Genomic DNA, 20,307 nt, shown 5'->3' on the forward strand with positions numbered 1-20,307 from the left:
ACATTCCAGAAGTCGGATTTTGATGATAATTTTCTTTATTGTAAATATTTACCTGAAAAATTCGATTTCTCACCCACTCCCCATTCCCCATTCCTGACTCCCTTCCATCTACAATTGTTTGGCTTGTATAAGTAACTTCTCAGACAATGATTTTACGGGAATTTGCTGGATAACTTCAGCCGCAAAAGCATTGATGAGCAACCTACGGGAACCATCTTGATTAATCCCTCGACTTTGGAGATAAAATATCTCGTCGTCTTCCAGTTGACTAACGGTTGCTCCGTGGGCACATTTGACATTATCGGCGGTAATTTCTAGTTGGGGTTTGGTGTCAACACGGGCTTTTGTAGACAAGAGTAAATTCCGGTTTAATTGGGATGCGTCGGTAAGTTGGGCTGGTCTGGGAACCAGTATCTTACCATTAAATATAGCATGGGCCCTATCAGCTATAATGTTTTTCTGGATTTGCTTGCTGACACCATAGGGATAGTTGAGGGCGATCGCACTATGGGTATCGTTGACTTGTTTGTCTTTGGCAATGCTCAACCCATTGAGATAGGTTTCGGTTTGTTCCCCGGTTTGCAGGATTTCCAGGTGATGACGGGATAGTTGTCCACCGATGTTAATCGCGTTGCAGGTATAGCGACTGTAACGGGATTGGGTGACAGCTGTTTTGCCGATGTGAAAGGCTGTTGCTGCTTCTGTTTGGATACGGGTATGGTTAATACTAGCGTTGTCTGCTAGCCAAATTTCACTGACACTATTGGTAAAGTAGGTGTCGGTGTCGATGGGGATAAATTCCTCTACCAAGGTCATTTCTGCCCCGGTTTCGGCAATAATTAGGGTACGGGGTAAATTTATGGTTCGGGGTTGACCAGTGGCGATATATACCAGGTGGATAGGGGTGTCCACAATGACGTTTTTGGGGATGTAGATGACTGCTCCGTCCTTCACCCCAGCCGTGTTTAAGGCTGTAAATACCTCTAAAGCCCCTTCCGCTTGGGCAAAACAAGCTGAGATTTTGCCTGTATATTCACTGGGCAAGTTGGTTAAGCTAGTTACCAATACCCCTGGTGGTAAATTCTGCACACAGGATAATTGGGGAGCAAACCGACCATTGACGAACACCAGACGACTGTTTGCTGTTTCCGGTGTCCCAATTTGTGCTTCTACCTGGTTTAGTTTGACATCCTCTGCTGCGGTAAACTTTACCTGCTGCAAACCAGATAAATCCGTAAACCGCCATTCCTCGTCACGGGTGGTCGGTAAGGTGGAGTGACGCACCCAATTTGCAGCTTGGGTTTGAATTTCTCCCAACCAGTCGATGTTAGAACCAGTGTGTACCGTTGTCAATAATTGACCCAGATACACATCCCGATCCAACAGGGTTTTAGTTAAACTTGCTACTTCTGAATTAGCGATCGCGCTGGGTGAAACCAGACTATTAACGGTACTAGTAGTCATGTTACACCCCCACGGTTTCTGCATATTGGTCTAAAATCCAGTCATAACCACGGGATTCTAATTCTAGGGCTAATTCCTTACCACCACTAGTTAAAATCTTACCCCGTGCCATCACATGGACGTAATCGGGGATAATATAATTCAACAAACGTTGGTAGTGGGTAATCATCACCACTGCATTATCGGGACGGGTTAATTGATTGACTCCGTTCGCAACAATTTTTAATGCGTCGATATCCAATCCGGAATCGGTTTCATCCAAAATAGCCAAGGTTGGTTCCAGTAAAGCCATTTGTAGGATTTCGTTGCGTTTTTTCTCCCCTCCAGAAAACCCTTCATTTACGCTCCGGTTTAAAAAGGATGGATCCATTTTCACCACATCCAACCGTTCATAAACCAAATCTTCAAAGTCAAAGGGTTCCAATTCTTCTAAACCATTGGCTTTACGTTTAGAATTATATGCCACCCGCAGAAAATCCAAATTGGTGACACCGGGAATTTCCAAGGGATATTGGAACGCGAGAAATACACCACTACGCGCTCTTTCTTCCGGTTCCATTTCCAAGAGGTTTTGTCCTTTAAATATTACTTCCCCACCAGTTACTTCATAAGCAGGGTGTCCAGCTAAAACCTTGGAAAATGTACTTTTACCGGAACCGTTGGGACCCATGATGGCATGGATTTCCCCAGCTCGTACTTCTAAGTTTACACCTTTGAGGATTTGGTTTCCTTCTACTTCTGCGGTCAAATCGCGTACCGACAGGATAATTTCACTATTTTCGATAATCATCAGTCTGATTTTGGATTTTGGATTTTAGATTTTGGATTGGGGAAAGAATACAGGATACAAAACCCGCATTTCTCACAAAACCCTAAAACTCATAGGGAATAGTCCGTGACGGGAGTATAGGGGAAATTAGTCCGTCACTCAAGGCTTACAACTTACTCGTGAGAAATCCAGGAAAAGACGGGAGATGTCAAATAAAAATGCACAACAGCTTATCCATCGTTTATTATCTTGACCTACTAGTAGTCCACCGCACAATTTCTCAGGGGTTCGTAAGTTGTGGCCGAAAAAGCTTTAATATAAAGGCGCTATACTCGCAAGGTTGTCGTTGACTAGCGCAACTATGTACCTTTCCTCACCCATTAATCTAGTAGGGGAGCGATCGCTCGCAAAGACTTGATGTTGATTTCGAGTTTATCGGTTCTGTTGTAATTACAGGTCGTCTTGATCAAAATCCAACTTAATTACCCTACAAAGATTTGAAAACCGCTTCATGTATGACACCTGGATGGGAAGGGGGAGAAAATTACATCACGATATAATTTCTTCCCTATTACCTAGTACGGACGACCTATCGGGGTGGAGACGACCCATCGGGTCGTCTCTACTACTATCCCAATCAACCCACACTACCTTCTAACTTCAAACTCAATAACTTATCCGCTTCCACTGCAAACTCCATCGGTAACTGATTGAACACATCCTTACAGAAACCGCTAATCATCATGGATACTGCGTCTTCTGCGGAGATTCCCCGTTGACTAAAGTAAAATAACTGGTCTTCACCGATTTTGGATGTGGATGCTTCGTGTTCCACTTTTCCAGTGTTGTTTTGTACCTGAATGTAGGGAAACGTGTTAGCATGGGCGCGATCGCCGATTAACATCGAGTCACATTGGGAATAATTCCGCGCTCCTTCTGCATTTGGTCCAACTTTCACCAATCCCCGGTAGCTGTTACTTGACTCTCCAGCAGAAATCCCCTTGGAAATAATTGTACTACGGGTGTTTTTCCCGATGTGAATCATCTTGGTCCCCGTATCAGCTTGTTGCTTATTATTAGTCAACGCGACCGAGTAAAACTCACCTACGGAATTATCCCCCACCAATACACAACTAGGATATTTCCAAGTAATCGCAGAACCGGTTTCCACCTGCGTCCAGGAAATTTTCGAGTTTTTCCCCTGACACAATCCCCGTTTGGTGACAAAGTTGTAAATTCCCCCTTTACCGTTCTCATCCCCTGCATACCAGTTTTGCACGGTCGAGTACTTGATTTCGGCATTTTCCAACGCTACCAATTCCACCACCGCAGCGTGTAATTGGTTACTATCATACATCGGTGCAGTACAACCTTCTAAATAGGAAACGTAACTGTCATCCTCCGCAATAATCAATGTCCGCTCAAATTGCCCCGTATCCCCACTATTAATCCGGAAATAGGTAGACAGTTCCATCGGACACTTCACACCCTTGGGAATATACACAAATGACCCGTCGCTAAATACCGCCGAATTCAAGGCCGCAAAATAATTATCGGCGATTGGCACCACGCTCCCTAAATATTTTTTCACCAATTCGGGATGTTCCTGCAAAGCTTCGGAGATCGAGCAGAAAATCACCCCATCTTCCGCTAATTTTTCCTTGAAGGTCGTCGCAATAGATACGCTATCGAAAATCGCATCCACCGCTACATTTGCCAAGCGTTTTTGCTCACTCAAGGGAATTCCCAGTTTCTCAAAGGTTTCCAATAAAGTCGGATCAACCTCATCGAGACTATTTAGTTTCTTTTTCGCTTGCTTGGGAGCAGAATAATAAATAATATCTTGATAATTAATCGGTGGATAGTGTACGCTCGGCCATGTCGGTTCGGTCATCTTCAACCATTGACGGTAAGCACGCAAACGGAACTCCAACATGAACTCTGGTTCATTTTTCTTGGCGGAAATTAAACGAATTACATCCTCGCTCAATCCACGGGGAATCGTATCCGTCTCTATGTCGGTGACAAAACCGTACTTGTATGGTTGATTTACCAAGGTTTTGACAGTGGCACTCATTGGATCTCTCTCGTATTCTGGTTGGGACTCTCTTTAATCGGAACGGAGATAGGTGTATTCAGCACTTCTCACTTTTTTTACCGAGTTGTCATACGGCTGCTATTATGTATATATACACTAAAACAACAGGTTTGTTGTTTAATGTATCTTCATTGTACGCTAAATTAACAACAATAATGTTGTTAAAGTCAAATTTCCTGATAATTTTTTTGTGGCGAACATGGCAACTTCGCAGCAGGCTTCAACCAAACAAGATATTCTCAAGTATCTGGCGAAACAATCACAGACAACGGCACTGGAACTGGCGGAAGCTCTGGAAATTAGTCCCCAGGCGGTTCGTCGTCACTTGAAGGATTTAGAGGCGGATGATTTAGTTGTATACGCTAGCACATCGCAAACGGGGATGGGTCGTCCTCAACATATATACAGATTAAGTCAAAAAGGACGCGATCGCCTACGACGGGATGTGGCAGATAGCTACGGAGAGTTTGCGGTTTCCCTATTGGATACTTTAGCGGAAACGGTAGGGCATGAGCAAGTTAGTTCCATTTTGCGCAAACAATGGGAAAGGAAGGCATTAGAATATCGGCAAAAGGTTGGTAATGGTTCGTTACAAGAACGGGTGGAAACCCTGGTGGAGTTGCGCAAAGCAGAAGGATTTATGGCTGAGTGTCACCCGGTGGAGTTGGAAGGAGGGGAAGGTTTTATTTTAACTGAGCATAATTGTGCTATATCCAATGTGGCGGAGTCTTTTCCCAGTGTTTGTGGTCACGAATTGGAAATGTTTGCAGCGATTTTACCAGATTGTACTGTGGAGCGTACCCATTGGATTATTAATGGGGAGCATCGTTGTGGTTATTTAGTGAAGTTGCAGTAGGGAATAACCTTGAAGTTACCGTATATAAACCTCATTTATAAATCAAAACTGGAGTTTTCGTCATTTCGACCAAAGGGAAGCAATCTCATCTTCTTGACTAAGAACTGTGTCAAACAGAATCGGTTTACTAAATAAATATAGTAATTTAGTAATTATAGATTTCTCCCAGTGGTTATAGCACTACAATAAACCTATCGCAGCTATATCTCCACCTATTCAAACCATGACCATTGCTCCAGAATTAGAAGCTATTCAACAAGCAAACGAAGATGTTATCCTACCCCCAAGTGATTTATTGAGTGATGAACCACCCTTGGAAACGGAACTGCATCTGCGACAAATTATCCTGTTGCTCAAATGTTTAGAATGGTTATGGCGAGATAGAAGTGATTTTTATGCTGCGGGGAATCTGAGCATTTACTATAGTCCCAAGAAAATCAAAAATCGCGACTTTCGTGGACCAGATTTTTTTGTTGTCTTAGATACAGAACGCAAGCTACGTAAAAGTTGGACAGTTTGGCAAGAAGATGGTAAATATCCCCATGTGATAGTGGAAATACTTTCAGATTCGACAGCAGAAACCGACCGGGGAGAAAAGAAAAAACTCTATCAGGATATATTTCGCACACCAGATTACTTTTGGTTTGACCCTTACACATTAGAATTTACCGGATTTCATTTGGTAGATGGAAAATATCAACCTCTACAAGCAAATCCTCAAGGTCAGTTATGGAGTCAGCAGTTAGGTTTGTATTTGGGTATCCATCAGGGATTATTAAGATTTTTTACGGCAGATGGGGAATTGGTTCCCACTCCAGAAGAAACTGCAATCCAGGAAGCTCAACAGAAGGAAATAGAGCGTCAGCAGAAGGAAATAGCTCAACAAAAGCTGGAAAAGTTAGCTGCTAAACTACGGGAATTAGATATAGAACCAGATGAACTGGAATAATTTTTCAATTTTATTCTTGTTTCCGGAAATATTAATAGAATTTCAGATGATTTACAGTAAATGAATACTATTTTATCAAGAAACAATTTTTGATGTTTGCTTTACACCCTTTCATCAAGTATTTACACGTATGTAGGGGAATGGGTATATTTGTGGAAAATAATGGTAATTGTATCATCGATCCGGGACATCGGCGACCTTTATTAAAAGACCCAGATGACGATTTTTTGCTAGATTTAGCTGTAGAATCTCAGGCAGATTATATCATCACCTATAATCAGAAAGATTTACAGCCATCTGAAATATTTGGGATTAAAGTTGTCACACCAAAGCAGTTTTTACAAGCGATGGGAGAGATTCAATGACTAATTGAAATGTACAAATTCCTGATTCCCTATATAAACAAATTGAAGATTTAGCCGCGAAAGAAAATATCCCAATTGAACAACTTGTTGCAGTTGCATTATCAGCACAAGTTGCAGCACGGACTACTAAAGATTATTTAGAAGAGAAAGCCAAGCTTGGTAGTTGGCAGAAATTTCAAAATGTTCTCAATAAAGTACCCGATATAGAGCCAGAAGAGTACGATAAACTGTAATAATTACTAATTTTTTATTAACACACTTAAATTCTCACAAAGTCAACTATCATGAGCATCAAAGAACAACTCCTTCAAGAACAGGGCTTACGCAAGGACAACGTAAACACCGTCATTGCGACGTGAGTAAGCAATCCTAAACATTTGATGTCTCGTAACGAGTGGGTAAGTCCGAAAGAAATAGAATCCAGTCCAGATAAAATTCTGGCAGAAACCTTGAACTTTTAACTTTTTCTCAAAACTAAGGAAACATCTGTACAAGAAACATAAACCATAAACATGGAGGGATTGAGCGTTGCGATCGCTCAACTTGTCAACTTGTACAGAATTCTATAAGCAAAAAGGGCATACAAACGTATACCCTTGTGCGCAAAAACGTTTCCAACACAGAACATTAAGCAGCACCAAAATTTTGTGTCCAGTAGTGGTTATAGTTAACTTCTCCGGTGTCGTGGGCAAGATAGTAATAGCCAATACCAATTTCTTTGTATTTGGAGTTCAGAATGTTCTTGCGGTGACCAGGACTCTCCATCCAAGCTTGGACAACTTCTTCCGGTGTAGTTTGACCCGCAGCAATATTTTCCGCAGCATAGGTGTATTTATAACCACTAGCGTAAATGCGATCGCCGACACTAGAACCATTATACCCTCGATGGCTAAAGTAATCTGAGTTAGCCATGTCTTCACTGTGTAGTTGAGCTGCTTTGGTTAATTGGGAGTTTAATTTGAGGGGGGATAATCCTGCTTTGGTTCGTTCTGCGTTGGTTAAGTCTAAAACCCGTCTAATGAAAGAATGAAGTTGACTCGATGAAGATGGGGATTCGGTGGTGATTGATGTTGTTTGGTTGGATGGGGAAGTAGCTGCAACTAGAGTGGTGAAAAAACTCAGGTTGTAGTTACTAACAGCTTCTGAATTACCGGGATAAATCTGAAGGTAGTAAGTACCTGTTCCTAATGCTTGAATGTCAATTACTTCACTACCATTTGCTGGATTCAAGGATGTCGCTAAGACCGTTCCGTCGCTTCCCAATAATTGCAGGTCTATGTTTGCACCTAACCCGTTCAGTTCCACTCGCAGATTGGTTCCCTCTTGACCAATACTCAAGCGATAGATATCCCCTGTATCCCCTCCACCGACAGCATCCCGAATTGTTGTCCAATTAGAACTAATCGCAATTTCACGAGCGGTTTCTAAGCTATTTCCAGCGAAGTCACTGGTGATGAGATGACTTGCATTTTTTCCTTCCTTCAGTCCGTACTGGATGAAATGTTCGTAAGCTTGACGGTAGTTAAAGCCAATATTCCGGAGATCGGGATTATTCTCTAGGTAATATCTCACATTAAATTTATCAGTGGCTACCCTTCCCTCGTCTAAACCAGATATCTGAAAATGGTTCAGTAAATCGCGATTACTCAGTCTTCTTAAATCCCTATTGCTGTTACGGTAGGAATTGACATCAAAACTAATCGTAGCGCTACGTCCTTCCTCTAACCCGTAGATTGTATAGTGTTTTAGTCCTTCGACTCGATTTCCACTATAGAAATGATTTACGTCCGGATTGACTGCAAGATAGTAATTAACATCAAATACAGTTGAAAATAGCCGACCTTCACTGACTCCACTGGTGACTAGATGGGTAAATAACTCTTCGTTACTCAAATTAGTCAAGTCTGCATTCGCGCTGCGATAAAAATTTAAGTCGATCACAGGTGAAAATCGCCTACCTTCAGCAATCCCCGTACTAGATAAATGGTCGTATAACTGGGAATTGGAAAATTCCCCTAAGTCAGGGTTTGCAGCACGATAAAAAGATAAATTTACATAGGGAGAAAATAAACGTCCAGCATTTAAACCTTCGCTCTGAAAGTGGGATTGGACTTCTTGGTCATTTAATCCCTGTAGGTCGGAATTAGCACTGCGATAATAACTCGCATCAAATAAATTTACAGGCATAGGTGTATCTTCAGGTGAACTGGATACAAGGTTTAATGTTGGTATTCCCCTATGCCAATGGGCAATTCGGCTCAAAATATCTATCTTGCAGCCAATTATTAATTAATTCTAAAGAGGGAACACACGCAGCATATTGTATCAAAATAAATATACATAAGTGTGTAACCATGATTAGATATATTCACTTAATGCCTCAATTATTAATCTCCGTACACAAAATGAAATGACTGTAATCTAGATTCAGAAACAGTTTTACCCATCGAAGACCGATTTTATCCTGGAAATGTTAATTTTTATGAATTAATATTCTCTGGACAGAACAAAATCATTAAGTATAAGTCATAATTATACATTAGGCGATAAAATTTAAAAGATTATTCTTCCACTCGATATCCCAACTCTGCCAACCGAATGCGGGATTGTCGCCATTTCGGTTGCACCTTGACAAATAATTCTAAATAAACCTTCCCAGCAATTAGTTTCTGAATTTGTTGACGTGCGGCACTACCGATATTTTTCAACATTAACCCTTTTTTCCCAATCAGAATCCCTTTCTGGGAATCCCGTTCCACATGAATCGTTGCCAGCACACGGGTAATTTTCTCCGTTTCTTCCACTAAATCAATGGCGATCGCAACTGAATGGGGTACTTCTTCACGGGTATGTAGTAATACCTGTTCTCGAATCAGTTCACCCATAATAAACCGTTCCGGTTGGTCGGTGACTAAATCTGGAGGGTAATAATAGGGACCCAGAGCTAAATTTTCAATCAGAATATTTTGTAAGTTTGATAACTCAGTACCAACTTTGGCGGAGAATTTCACCAATTGCCAATTGTATTCCCCAGCGAGTTGTTGATAGCTAGCATCAAGGACAGATGCGGTGTGAGGAGCTTGTAGATCAATCTTGTTTAGACCCAAAATCACAGGGGTTTGACTGTGGGCTAATAATTCTGCCACATAGCGATCGCCCTTACCACATGCTACAGACCCATCCACCACAAATAGCACCACATCCACCGATTCAATGGCGATTTTGGCATTTTGCACCAGTACTTCCCCCAATTGGTGATGGGGTTTATGGATACCGGGTGTGTCCACAAAAATTAATTGGGCTGTATCCGTAGTCACAATGCCCCGCAGACGATTGCGGGTGGTTTGGGCTGTGGGTGATGTGATGGCGATTTTTTGCCCAACCAACTGATTCATTAAGGTAGATTTACCGACATTGGGACGACCAATGATACCGATAAATCCGGATTTAAAACCAGCAGGAGTTGGCGGAATCAGCGATGTGGTTGAGAGTTCAGGGTTAGGTGGGTGTTCTAGCATAGTAGGTGGGGTGGAGACGACCCATCGGGTGTCTGGACGAGAAGTATAGCGGGTAGGTGAGACGATCCATCGGGTGTCTGTAGGAGAAGTATAGTGGGTGGGTGGAGACGACCCGATGGGTCGTCTGTACCAAGAGGGAGAAGGGGTAGCAAAGATAGGGGATGTATATTATTGCAAATTGCTCCTCCGCTCCTTCTTCCCTACTGTCTCCTGCATTCTGTATTCTGTTTCCTCATAAATTCCCTTCGCACCATCTCCCTTTTTTGACTAACTACTATAATTAAAACCTTTCATAAAGGCGACGACCGTACCAACACAGAAGGGTGTTAACTTGACCGCTTCATGGTAGGTATCAGCAAATACAGATTCATTAATATCGGAACGGTTGGCTAAACGCTGGCCGAAATTGGGGTGTTCGTGAAGGATAATGGTTTGAGCGCTGGAGTTACTGAGGATAATTTGGGTAGGTGCATGAAAAAAGGGAATTTTTGTAACTAGGGTCAAAATATTCTGCATCTGTTTAATATTATCGGCATTGGTGAGGGCATTTTCAATAGCTTGGGTAATTCTTTGGATACGATAGAAAGGGATACAACCATCATTGGCTGTATCTTCACTTTTGAGTAGTTCCAACAGACGCAGGGAATTTTGATGGGCGATCGCTGCATCTTTCCAGGGGAGGGTAGCAATACAAGCGGTAGGGAAAAGAGCTTCATCGTTGTCAACCCGGAAGGAAAACACTGTACGTCGTCGGTCGATATCTAAAGTTGGGGGATGTTTGAGTTCGGGATATTTTTGGGAAATTTGATAATATGCCCCAGCGATCGCAAAATGGGCTTCGTGGTCGAGGGGTCGATCAACTATAATCCGAATTAGGGGAGGATGGGCATTAAAGAAATCACGGGCTTCATCGATGTGAAAATACTTAATCAGGGAACCATCACCCGTAGGACTTAAATCCACCCATTCACAGATAATTCCCTCGGTTTTTAAGCCAAATCGGGATGTGGCGAATAATTTGGCTGCGGTCAGGGTTGCACCACTTAAATCTGCACCGACCCAATCGGCTTGAATTAGTTTCGCTTGGTGTAAATTAGCATGAACTAAACTGGTATTGGTTAGGTTAGCGTGACTGAGATTAGCATAACTCAGATTGGCTCCACTCAGCTTTGCCCCACTTAAATCTGCCCAACTGAGATTCGCACCACTTAAATCTGCCCAGCGTAAATTTGCACCACTGAGATTCGCACCACTGAGGTTTGCCCGTGTCAAATTTGCTTGTCGTAATTCCGCATCTCGCAAATTCGCACCACTCAAATCACTTTTAGTCAAATCCACATTGGCCAAATTCGCATTTTCCAGATTTGCCCCTGTTAAAAAACCCCCCTTCAAACAAGCTAGACTCAGATTCGCTTCCCGTAAATTAGCTTGACGTAAAGAAGCTTCCCGTAAATCCGCATTCCGCAAATTTGCCTTGTGTAAATCAGCACGACTCAAATTGGCACGAATTAATTCTGCTCGAATTAGGGAGGTCTTACGCATTTGCGCACGACTTAAATCCGCACGGATTAAATTAGCCACATTTAAACTTGCTCCCTTCAAGTCAGCATTACTTAAATGAGCGCCACTTAAACGGGCCACATTCAGCTTCGCATATCTTAAATTAGCACCATTGAGGATAGCCCCACTCAAATTCACCACATTGAGATTAGCATGGGTGAGAATAACCTCACTTAATTTAGCACCATTTAAATTTGCCTCCGCCAAATCCACCCCACTAAAATCGCGGATACCAACAGTATATTTTTCGAGAAATTCCTCAACAGTCATTTCTGCTTCCCCTCGGTAGGCAACACTGATAAACTCAAATCCAGGTTCATTTGCACCATCTTGTATTTGTCATCCCGATTCCCAAATTGATATCACCACAACCAGCACCATATAGGAGTCTGATTTTAAGATTGAACAAAACATCCTCTCATCCCATCTTGTCGCTACGCTTCTACAGTCAAGTTTCTACTCACCCCTCCCTGACCCTAACAGATAGATTTAAAAACCAAAATAGATTCCCATATCATGAACATAGGCATTATCGGACTAGGATTAATCGGCGGTTCCCTGGGACTAGATTTGCGATCGCACGGACATCACGTCATCGGAGTCAGTCGTCGTCAATCCACCTGTGAAACAGCCATGACAAGGGGTTGTGTTGATTGCGCATCAACCCATCTATCCTCCCTGACCACAGTCGAGGTTGTATTTGTTTGCACCCCTCTTGGGCTTATTATTCCCACCGTCACAGAATTGATCACGTTTTTACCAAAAACTACGGTAATTACCGATGTTGGCTCCGTCAAAACACCAATAGTCCAAGCCATCACCCCCCATTGGCAAAACTTCATCGGTGGTCATCCCATGGCCGGAACCGCAGAAACCGGAATCGACGCAGCTATCCCCGCTTTATTTGTCAATCGTCCCTACGTACTTACTCCTACCTCCACCACTCCAGAATCAGCTACTGCCACCATTGCAGGTATAATTCAACAATTAAAAAGTCAAATTTATTACTGCCAACCCCAAGAACACGACCAAGCCGTGAGTTGGATTTCCCACCTACCCGTCATGGTGAGTGCAGCTCTCATCTCAGCTTGCAGCCAAGAACGCGATCGCCACATCCTCAATTTAGCCCAAAATCTAGCCAGCACAGGTTTCCGTGACACCAGTCGCGTCGGTGGTGGAAATCCCGAATTAGGTCGAATGATGGCAGAACACAACCAGGAAGCCCTGTTAAATTCCCTACATCAATACCGTCACCATTTAGATGAGTTAATTAATTTAATCGAAACCAAAAACTGGCAAAAATTACAGCAAAAACTCCAATCCACCCAACAGGAACGTTCCCATTTTGTCAAGGAAAAATACAGGAGGAGGGGAGGTATCGAATAATCCACAATCCATAGTAGAGACGACCCGTCGGGTCGTCTCTACGGTAATCCAAAATCCAAAATCCAAAATCTAAAATCCAAAATGTATTGGCGACTCATCCCTCCCCTACAACTCAATGGAGAATTACAAATGGCAATTGATACCTGGTTATTCCAACAACATATTGCCGGAAATCATCCTCCCACCCTACGATTTTACACCTGGTCATCACCGACAATTTCCCTCGGATATCACCAAAAAACCTATCCTCCGCAATGGGAAAACCTGCAATGGCAAGGACAAAAAATTAATTTAGTTCGTCGTCCGACGGGGGGAAGAGCAGTTTTACACCAAGGTGATTTAACCTATGCAGTTATCACCTCTGGATTAAGTTCAAAACGTATAGAAGCTTATCAACAAATCTGTAAATTTTTAATCCTTGGTTGGCAAAAATTCGGGATTAAATTACATTACGGTCAAGCTGGAAGGGGCTATATCCATAATCCCAATTGTTTCGGTACAGCTACAGGTGCTGATTTAGTTACAGAAAATGGTTATAAATTTATTGGTAGTGCCCAATTACGCCAAGGTCAAAACATTCTGCAACACGGTTCCATGCGCATCAATCAAAGTTTTGAATTATATCAACAAGTTTTTCATCCCCAAGCACGGGAATTAATCATTAATCATTCCATCAATCCCGTGTCAATTGATCAAGATTTACCAACTATTATTGATACCCTCCAAACCACAGCCGCAGAATATTTTCAAATTAAGTTAGAAATTCAACCCTTCACACCCCAAGAATGGCAAGAAATCATGAAAATATCGGGTTTTAATATCGATTCTCTTGTACTTTGATATGCGTGAGTTCGATGAGTTATAAAGCCTGAAACTCTTGCCCAGTAGCATTCGTAGAAAATAGAAGTTTCTAAAAACCTCCGAGTATGATGTTGAGAATAAAATCATTAAACCGGAAATCAGTCAGTTATTGAGTTTGTTCTCAACTAATGGATGAGGTTACTTTAAACCTTAACTTTCAAAATCATGGATTCACAGGGATTGTAGCGTTTATAATCCGTCGAATTCACTTTTCGGGTAAGCGCAGTGTTGTTGGAGACTAGTGGTCTGTCAACTTTATTTTGATGGATGGTGGTGGTGCAGACATCCTGCTCGCATTTGAGTTATAAATAAATGTATCCATCGTTTCTGTGTTGACAAACCACTAGTACCGCGCGGCGTAAATACACCTAGCTTTCCCCTCGCTCCCATGCTCCGCGTGGGAGCAGAATCTGCGAGGCTCCTGCTTCGTGAATGGAGGCAGAGCCTTCAACTCACTAAGCGACCACGCGGAGCATGGTCACTAGATAAAAAATCTATCCATTGTTTCTGCGTTGACAAACCACTAGTATCTCAAGCTTTAAATTTATCGATAATTCTGGCCATTGCGGTTTCGACATTTTGGCGACTGTTAAAGGCAGAAATTCGGAAATAGCCTTCACCCGCAGCACCGAAACCGGAACCAGGAGTTCCGACTACATTGCAAGTATGTAGGAGCTTATCAAAGAAATCCCAACTGGATAAACCGTTAGGGGTTTTCACCCAGACGTAGGGTGCATTCACTCCACCGTAAACCTGTAAACCTGCTGCGGTTAATTGTTCCCGGATAATTTTGGCATTTTCCATGTAGAAATTAATTAAAGCTTTAACCTGTGCTTGACCTGCATCGGAGTAAACTGCTTCTGCACCTCGTTGGACGATGTAGGATACACCGTTAAATTTGGTGGATTGACGACGGTTCCACAGTTTCCATAGTTCTACATCGCTACCGTCGCTGGCTTTGGCTGTGAGGGTTTTGGGAACAACGGTTAGCGCACAACGGGTTCCGGTAAACCCGGCATTTTTGGAAAATGAACGGAATTCGATGGCACATTCCCTTGCTCCGGGAATTTCGTAGATAGAATGGGGAAGGTTGGAATCGCTAATAAAGGCTTCGTAGGCTGCGTCAAAGAATATGATTGAGTTATGAGCGCGGGCGTAATCAACCCAGGCTTGTAGGTGTTCCTTGGTAGCCGTTGCACCTGTGGGGTTGTTGGGGAAACAGAGATAAATTAAATCAACTCTTTGGTTGGGAATTTCGGCAGTAAAGTTATTTTCGGCGGAAATTGGTAAATAGACTAAACCCGCATATTCACCCTTTTCGTTCACTTCGCCAGTATTTCCCGCCATGACATTTGTGTCTACATACACAGGATACACGGGGTCAGTGACGGCAATGGTATTATCTTTACCAAAGATATCGAGAATATTACCACAATCACATTTAGAGCCATCGGAGATAAAAATTTCCGATGCGTCGATATCACAACCACGGGCTTGGAAATCGTGTTGAGCGATTTTTTCCCGTAACCATTCATACCCCTGTTCTGGACCATATCCTTTAAAGGTTTCCCGGTTCCCCATCTCGGCTACCGCTTGCACCATTGCTAGGCGACAGGCTTCCGGGAGGGGTTCAGTGACATCACCGATACCAAGGCGAATAATTGCGGCATCGGGGTTTGCTTGGGCAAAGGCATTGACTCGACGAGCAATTTCCGGGAATAGGTAGCCTGCTTTGAGTTTGAGGTAATTATCGTTAATTTTTGCCATAACTGCTTGCGGATAGGTTTAATCGGAAGTAATTACACGTCTGTTAATAATGCGTTGTTGATGGGGAATCAGTCAACTGATTGCTGTGTCAGCTTTTCACATTTATATACTTTTATATACTTTACACGATCAATGAGTAGAGACGTAGCAATGCGATATCTCTACACAACGTCAAATTTTCGATTCACGATTCATATTTGTATTCAGCAACGCCAAAAATTTCATCTGTCCTACTAGTTAGGCAAAATGCTTAATTTTCTTGCCTAATCTTCATCATGTTTCAAAACTAAAACTTGATAATTTTTGTTGTATTTGAGGTTATCTCGCTCGATTTTATCTTTTTTTCTCTGTTCTGGATGATCGCGACAACGCACAATGGAAGCGGGTTGTATATTTTGTTTTTCTTTCTGTTCGAGGGTGTCTGTCATAAGTTGATAGAACAGCAGCCCAGAGCGGCATGAGAATCCTAAATGTTCTCTGCCTTGCTCAAAGCTATGGTGAAATTACCTATTTTTTTGTATTTTTGAAAATATTCTTTTTGGAGGTGCCCGGGGAAAGTTTTTGCTGTGAATGTGATTTTTATTGCAAGATTGATTGCGATCGCTGACAATGGCAAATAGGTGGTGCAGGTTTCTTCTGTACCAACTATCGTCATATTTTTGGCTGCGACTATGTACTTTTTCTCAGGCGCTATAGCCGCAGGGTTGTCGTAGACTAGCGCTACTACGTGTCTTTCATTACTCATCAAAATTAATGGGACAGACCGGTAGTTCCCGATAAACGGAGTTTTCCAGGTATATTTTGCTATTTAATTGATTCTGGTTGCGGTTTCGGCGATAATTTGTCGAATTTGAGCATGGCTCAGGTGGGGGTTGGCATCTAATATTAATGCGACGGTTCCAACTACGTGGGGTGCAGCCATTGATGTACCTCGATAATTTGCGTAGGAACTGCTACCAGCAACGGTGGATCTAATATCTTGTCCTGGAGCGACGACATGGAGCATATCGGGGTTGGAACCAGCGCGGTTAGAGAAGGATGTGATGTTGCCATTAATATTAATTGCACCGACGGAAATACCGTAGTTTGTTGCTAAATATGCGGGGGCATAGGGGAAGCTACCAGCATCATTTCCTGCTGCAACTACAATCATCACATTGCGACTAGCTGCGTAGGCAAATGCTCGTTCTAATTCATCACTAACAAAGAGCAAACCTAAACTCATATTAATCACCCGCGCACCGTTATCGACTGCGTAACGGATTGCTGTTGCCAAATTTCCTGTATTGAGAAAGTATCCTTCTTCTGTTCTACCTATTCTCAATCCCATAATCTGGGAATCATAGGCAACTCCTGTTATCCCCTCACCGTTATTCGCAGCAGCAATTGTCCCAGCAATGTGGGTTCCGTGACTGTTCCACTCACCCTGTGAATCTCTGACAGGGTTGACATCGCTATTATTGCCGTTGATACCAGTACTAAAATTCCAGCCATTGATGTCATCCACATAGCCATTGCGATCGCTGTCTATACCGTTGCGAATTTCCCCTGGATTACGCCAAATATTTCTACTTAAATCGGGGTGGCTAATAAATACTCCGTCGTCAATCACCGCGACAGTGATGTCTTTTCCTGTATATCCCCGTGACCACGCATTGGGTGCGTTAATGGCATCATTACCCCAGTTTCCACCGGTTCTTCTTGACCAGTTACTGGTGTTGATGGTGTTGTTTCCGTTAAGGTTTTGTCCTAAAGCCCTACTAACTGCATCATCTGCATTGACTAAACCATATCCATAGGTGCTGTTAAAGCCACTTAGCAAGGATAAATTGAGGGTATAGCTACTGTTAGCACTACCATATCTGTAAACTCTAACGTAATAGTTTCCCGCAGCTAATTCCCGTCGAATTGATTCATTCGAGGTAGCACCTCTTTCCGATGAGGTAATTCTTCTACCGCTAGCATCAAATAAGGCAACATCCACATCTGCATTCAAACCGAATAAATCCAGGCTGAATCTGCTGGGTGAATTTACGGTAAAGCGAAAATAATCATCTACATCATTATTACCAACGTAGTTAGTAATCGTTGTTAAACCGTTAATTACACCCAAGTTGGATGCGGTGCTTAAAGTATTATTATTTTCAATGGTATTACGCTTGATCACCCCTGCGATTTGCCAATCCATCTCACCAATGGTGGTGAGGACGACATTTTCTCTCAAGTTAGTACCGTTCATTTGCCAAACGGAGTTTTGACCTGTTTGATAATTGCGCCAAAGTATATCTACCTGACCATCTCCATTAAAGTCGGCGGTGGCTTCGATTTGCCAGTTGCTACTCCGGGATTCTAACCAAATACCATTTTTGAGAGTCGATCCATTCATTTCCCAGATGGCGTTTTGACCGGTTTGATGATTTCGCCAGAGTATATCTACTTGACCGTCACGGTTAAAATCGGTGGTTGATTCTATTTTCCAGTTGGTGTCGTGAACTTGGGTGATAAATACACCACGGGAAAGATTGGTACCGTTCATTTCCCAGATGGCGTTTTGACCGGTTTGGTAATTGCGCCAAAGTATATCTACTTGACCGTCACGGTTAAAATCGGCGGTGGATTCTATTTTCCAGTTGGTGTCGTGAACTTGGGTAATGAATACACCACGGGAAAGATTAGTACCATTCATTTCCCAGATGGCGTTTTGACCGGTTCGGTAATTGCGCCAAAGTATATCTACTCGACCATCCCGATTAAAGTCTGTCACCGCTTCAATTTGCCAGTTGGTGTCGTGAACCTGAATTAACCAAACTCCTTCCTCAATGGTAGAACTATCCCTCATCACCCAAATGGCATTTTGTCCTGTAAGTGAATTGCGCCACAGAATATCATCTTGTCCATTATTATTAAAATCTGCGATCGCAGCTATTTTCCATGATGGGTCATGACTAACCATCATTAACCCCGCTTCATGGGTTGTTCCGTTCATTAACCAAGCGGCATTACTACCTGTAGAAGAATTGCGCCAGAGTATATCTACGTTAAAATTATTGCTGGTGAGATTATTTACGGACTGCTGAACTAGAGGTTTTGTGGTAAGCTGAGACTCGGTAACGGTGGAGTTTTGTTGGACTGCCATATGTATAATTACTTTTGTGTAGAGTACGTATTTTTATGGTCTACGAGATATCAATACCGGAAACAAAAGCACCAAAGACCTGCACATTTCAATACAGGACTAATACGGCAGATTACGCAAAAGGGACAGGAAGAATTAGAGTTTTTTAACAATAAATATACTTAAATCTTGCACCTTACGAATTAAAACGCAAGTAAATATATTTAGAGTAATTAATTACTCTCATGATTGATGTTTTATTTGTAGTCGATTGTAATGGACTTACACTTTTAGCCAAGGATTTACAATCTCTAGCGGACGGGAGCGTAGTTGAATAATTAAAACGTACACCAGTCAAATTTATTTTGAATTTGCTCAAGGTGCAAGATGGGAATATACTGAAAAATATCTATTTATCAATACATTACTTTTCAGTTAAAATACCCATAAAATTTGCAAATATTTGCTTGCAAATTGAGAAATATTTGATATAAATTTACTTGAATTTAATCACGATTTTATACTACCAAATCAATTCTGTCATTCCCTGAAGATGACCCACGTCCCTACTCCCCACTCCCGTACTTACAAATTTTCCCTAGCCCAGAGAGCAGCTTGAGTGCGATCGCGTAATTCGAGGTGGTTAAGGATTTGGGTGACGTAGTTTTTGACGGTTCCTTCGCTGAGAAAGAGGATTTGGGCGATTTCCCGGTTACTTTTTCCTTGAGCAATTAGGCTTAATACTTGCTGTTCTCGCTCGCTGAGGTTTGCTAATTGCTGGGATGGGGAAGGTTTGCAGGGTTCTTCCTGGGGATATCGCAGTTGAGCGAATAATTTGGGAGCGATAGTAGGACCGAGTTGACAGTGACCTTGATGGAGGGTGCGGATGGCGGTTGCAAGTTGGATTGCAGGTGTGCTTTTCAGTAAATATCCGGATGCACCAGCTTGGAGAGATTTCCAAATATACTCGTCTTCGTCAAAGGTGGTGAGAACTAGGATTTTCATCCAGGGAAAGCGTTGGTGAATTTCCTGGGTAGCGACAACTCCGTCGCAAATTGGCATTCTGATATCCATTAAAATCACATCCGGCTGTAATTCGTGACTTAATGCGATCGCTTGTTTTCCGTTTGCTGCTTCTCCGACTACTTCTAGGTCGTCTTCTAGGGATAATAGGGATGCTAATCCTTGGCGAAAAATTTCTTGATCATCTACAAGTAACAGCCGAATCTTCATAATTCGTAATTTGTAATTTGTAATACCCGCTACGCGGGAAGCAAGCTACGTAGTTTGTAATAGCCTACGGCAACGCTTCGCGTACGTAATTGGTAATTTGTAATAGCCTGCGGTAAGGGTTCGCGTACTTAATTTGTATAGCTACGCGGGAAGGAAGCTAGGTAATGACGCAGTGTGGTTACTTTTGCGTAATATCGATTATCTTGTACTTGGCAATAAATGAAACTAGAATAATCAACGGTTACAGCCCCTGATATGTAGCAAGCATTAGCGTAAACTATATAAGTCCTATTTCAATAGGGTTCGGATAAGAAAATTCATAAACCCCAAATAATTGTAGAGACTAGATATATCGCATCTCCCGAA

At 42.4% G+C, this 20,307-nt stretch carries 16 protein-coding genes; 5 read left to right on the top strand and 11 right to left on the bottom strand.

Annotated elements, in window-relative coordinates; translation table 11 throughout:
* Positions 1 to 108: 108 nt before the first annotated feature.
* The 3 genes from sufD to sufB form a co-directional block, all read right to left on the bottom strand.
* Complete coding sequence (sufD, locus tag CDC37_RS18400) at positions 109 to 1,464, bottom strand: Fe-S cluster assembly protein SufD (RefSeq protein WP_096623912.1); 1,356 nt, start codon at positions 1,462 to 1,464, stop codon at positions 109 to 111.
* Between the two features lies 1 nt (position 1,465).
* On the bottom strand, positions 1,466 to 2,254 hold the full coding sequence (sufC, locus tag CDC37_RS18405) for a Fe-S cluster assembly ATPase SufC (RefSeq protein ID WP_096623914.1): 789 nt from the start codon (positions 2,252 to 2,254) through the stop codon (positions 1,466 to 1,468).
* A gap of 616 nt (positions 2,255 to 2,870) precedes the next feature.
* Positions 2,871 to 4,310 (bottom strand): Fe-S cluster assembly protein SufB, encoded by a 1,440-nt coding sequence (gene sufB, locus CDC37_RS18410; RefSeq protein WP_096623916.1) that lies wholly within the window; start codon positions 4,308 to 4,310, stop codon positions 2,871 to 2,873.
* Positions 4,311 to 4,530: 220 nt separating this feature from the next.
* On the opposite strand from sufB, the gene sufR reads away from it, so the two are divergent.
* The 3 genes from sufR to CDC37_RS25305 all read left to right on the top strand — a co-directional run bounded on the left by sufR (position 4,531) and on the right by CDC37_RS25305 (position 6,501).
* Entirely contained in the window at positions 4,531 to 5,187 is a 657-nt protein-coding gene (gene sufR / locus CDC37_RS18415; protein ID WP_096623918.1) for an iron-sulfur cluster biosynthesis transcriptional regulator SufR, read from the top strand.
* 223 nt (positions 5,188 to 5,410) lie between these two features.
* Complete coding sequence (locus tag CDC37_RS18420; protein WP_096623920.1) at positions 5,411 to 6,136, top strand: Uma2 family endonuclease; 726 nt, start codon at positions 5,411 to 5,413, stop codon at positions 6,134 to 6,136.
* 92 nt (positions 6,137 to 6,228) lie between these two features.
* The gene (locus CDC37_RS25305) at positions 6,229 to 6,501 is read left to right on the top strand and encodes a PIN domain-containing protein (RefSeq protein WP_231943108.1); all 273 of its coding nucleotides are present in this window, start codon (positions 6,229 to 6,231) and stop codon (positions 6,499 to 6,501) included.
* A 627-nt stretch (positions 6,502 to 7,128) separates the two neighbouring features.
* Here the strand turns inward: CDC37_RS25305 and CDC37_RS18435 are convergent.
* The 3 genes from CDC37_RS18435 to CDC37_RS18445 form a co-directional block, all read right to left on the bottom strand.
* Positions 7,129 to 8,688 carry a CAP domain-containing protein gene (locus tag CDC37_RS18435; RefSeq protein ID WP_096623922.1) on the bottom strand — a complete coding sequence of 520 codons (1,560 nt, stop codon included), beginning with the start codon at positions 8,686 to 8,688 and terminating at the stop codon, positions 7,129 to 7,131.
* Between the two features lie 374 nt (positions 8,689 to 9,062).
* Complete coding sequence (gene era, locus CDC37_RS18440) at positions 9,063 to 10,019, bottom strand: GTPase Era (RefSeq protein WP_096623924.1); 957 nt, start codon at positions 10,017 to 10,019, stop codon at positions 9,063 to 9,065.
* A 267-nt stretch (positions 10,020 to 10,286) separates the two neighbouring features.
* Positions 10,287 to 11,849, bottom strand: a complete 1,563-nt coding sequence (locus tag CDC37_RS18445; protein ID WP_096623926.1) for a pentapeptide repeat-containing protein — start codon at positions 11,847 to 11,849, stop codon at positions 10,287 to 10,289.
* 246 nt (positions 11,850 to 12,095) lie between these two features.
* Between CDC37_RS18445 and CDC37_RS18450 the strand changes: the two genes are divergently transcribed.
* Positions 12,096 to 12,965, top strand: a complete 870-nt coding sequence (locus CDC37_RS18450; protein ID WP_096623928.1) for a prephenate/arogenate dehydrogenase — start codon at positions 12,096 to 12,098, stop codon at positions 12,963 to 12,965.
* 81 nt (positions 12,966 to 13,046) lie between these two features.
* On the top strand, positions 13,047 to 13,805 hold the full coding sequence (locus CDC37_RS18455; RefSeq protein ID WP_096623930.1) for a lipoate--protein ligase family protein: 759 nt from the start codon (positions 13,047 to 13,049) through the stop codon (positions 13,803 to 13,805).
* Positions 13,806 to 14,357: 552 nt separating this feature from the next.
* Here the strand turns inward: CDC37_RS18455 and CDC37_RS18460 are convergent.
* The 5 genes from CDC37_RS18460 to CDC37_RS18475 all read right to left on the bottom strand — a co-directional run bounded on the left by CDC37_RS18460 (position 14,358) and on the right by CDC37_RS18475 (position 19,941).
* The gene (locus tag CDC37_RS18460; protein WP_096623932.1) at positions 14,358 to 15,593 is read right to left on the bottom strand and encodes an LL-diaminopimelate aminotransferase; all 1,236 of its coding nucleotides are present in this window, start codon (positions 15,591 to 15,593) and stop codon (positions 14,358 to 14,360) included.
* Positions 15,594 to 15,856: 263 nt separating this feature from the next.
* The gene (locus tag CDC37_RS24485; protein ID WP_157780782.1) at positions 15,857 to 16,021 is read right to left on the bottom strand and encodes a hypothetical protein; all 165 of its coding nucleotides are present in this window, start codon (positions 16,019 to 16,021) and stop codon (positions 15,857 to 15,859) included.
* 38 nt (positions 16,022 to 16,059) lie between these two features.
* The gene (locus tag CDC37_RS18465; protein ID WP_096623934.1) at positions 16,060 to 16,338 is read right to left on the bottom strand and encodes a hypothetical protein; all 279 of its coding nucleotides are present in this window, start codon (positions 16,336 to 16,338) and stop codon (positions 16,060 to 16,062) included.
* 63 nt (positions 16,339 to 16,401) lie between these two features.
* Positions 16,402 to 18,729: a S8 family serine peptidase gene (locus CDC37_RS18470; RefSeq protein WP_096623936.1), complete on the bottom strand. Its 2,328-nt coding sequence runs from the start codon at positions 18,727 to 18,729 to the stop codon at positions 16,402 to 16,404.
* Positions 18,730 to 19,293: 564 nt separating this feature from the next.
* Positions 19,294 to 19,941 (bottom strand): response regulator, encoded by a 648-nt coding sequence (locus CDC37_RS18475; RefSeq protein ID WP_096623938.1) that lies wholly within the window; start codon positions 19,939 to 19,941, stop codon positions 19,294 to 19,296.
* Between the last annotated feature and the right edge of the window lie 366 nt (positions 19,942 to 20,307).

The sequence above is a fragment of the Calothrix sp. NIES-3974 genome (genome assembly GCF_002368395.1).
Lineage (GTDB): Bacteria > Cyanobacteriota > Cyanobacteriia > Cyanobacteriales > Nostocaceae > NIES-3974.

Bases quoted from the DNA above. Each gene is read 5' to 3' on its own strand.
- CDC37_RS18475 (WP_096623938.1), bottom strand. From the start codon at position 19,941: ATGAAGATTCGGCTGTTACTTGTAGATGATCAAGAAATTTTTCGCCAA.
- sufD (WP_096623912.1), bottom strand. From the start codon at position 1,464: ATGACTACTAGTACCGTTAATAGTCTGGTTTCACCCAGCGCGATCGCT.
- CDC37_RS18460 (WP_096623932.1), bottom strand. From the start codon at position 15,593: ATGGCAAAAATTAACGATAATTACCTCAAACTCAAAGCAGGCTACCTA.
- CDC37_RS18450 (WP_096623928.1), top strand. From the start codon at position 12,096: ATGAACATAGGCATTATCGGACTAGGATTAATCGGCGGTTCCCTGGGA.
- CDC37_RS18470 (WP_096623936.1), bottom strand. From the start codon at position 18,729: ATGGCAGTCCAACAAAACTCCACCGTTACCGAGTCTCAGCTTACCACA.
- sufR (WP_096623918.1), top strand. From the start codon at position 4,531: ATGGCAACTTCGCAGCAGGCTTCAACCAAACAAGATATTCTCAAGTAT.
- CDC37_RS24485 (WP_157780782.1), bottom strand. From the start codon at position 16,021: ATGACAGACACCCTCGAACAGAAAGAAAAACAAAATATACAACCCGCT.
- CDC37_RS18420 (WP_096623920.1), top strand. From the start codon at position 5,411: ATGACCATTGCTCCAGAATTAGAAGCTATTCAACAAGCAAACGAAGAT.
- CDC37_RS25305 (WP_231943108.1), top strand. From the start codon at position 6,229: ATGTTTGCTTTACACCCTTTCATCAAGTATTTACACGTATGTAGGGGA.
- sufC (WP_096623914.1), bottom strand. From the start codon at position 2,254: ATGATTATCGAAAATAGTGAAATTATCCTGTCGGTACGCGATTTGACC.
- sufB (WP_096623916.1), bottom strand. From the start codon at position 4,310: ATGAGTGCCACTGTCAAAACCTTGGTAAATCAACCATACAAGTACGGT.
- CDC37_RS18445 (WP_096623926.1), bottom strand. From the start codon at position 11,849: ATGACTGTTGAGGAATTTCTCGAAAAATATACTGTTGGTATCCGCGAT.
- era (WP_096623924.1), bottom strand. From the start codon at position 10,019: ATGCTAGAACACCCACCTAACCCTGAACTCTCAACCACATCGCTGATT.
- CDC37_RS18435 (WP_096623922.1), bottom strand. From the start codon at position 8,688: ATGCCTGTAAATTTATTTGATGCGAGTTATTATCGCAGTGCTAATTCC.
- CDC37_RS18465 (WP_096623934.1), bottom strand. From the start codon at position 16,338: ATGAGTAATGAAAGACACGTAGTAGCGCTAGTCTACGACAACCCTGCG.
- CDC37_RS18455 (WP_096623930.1), top strand. From the start codon at position 13,047: ATGTATTGGCGACTCATCCCTCCCCTACAACTCAATGGAGAATTACAA.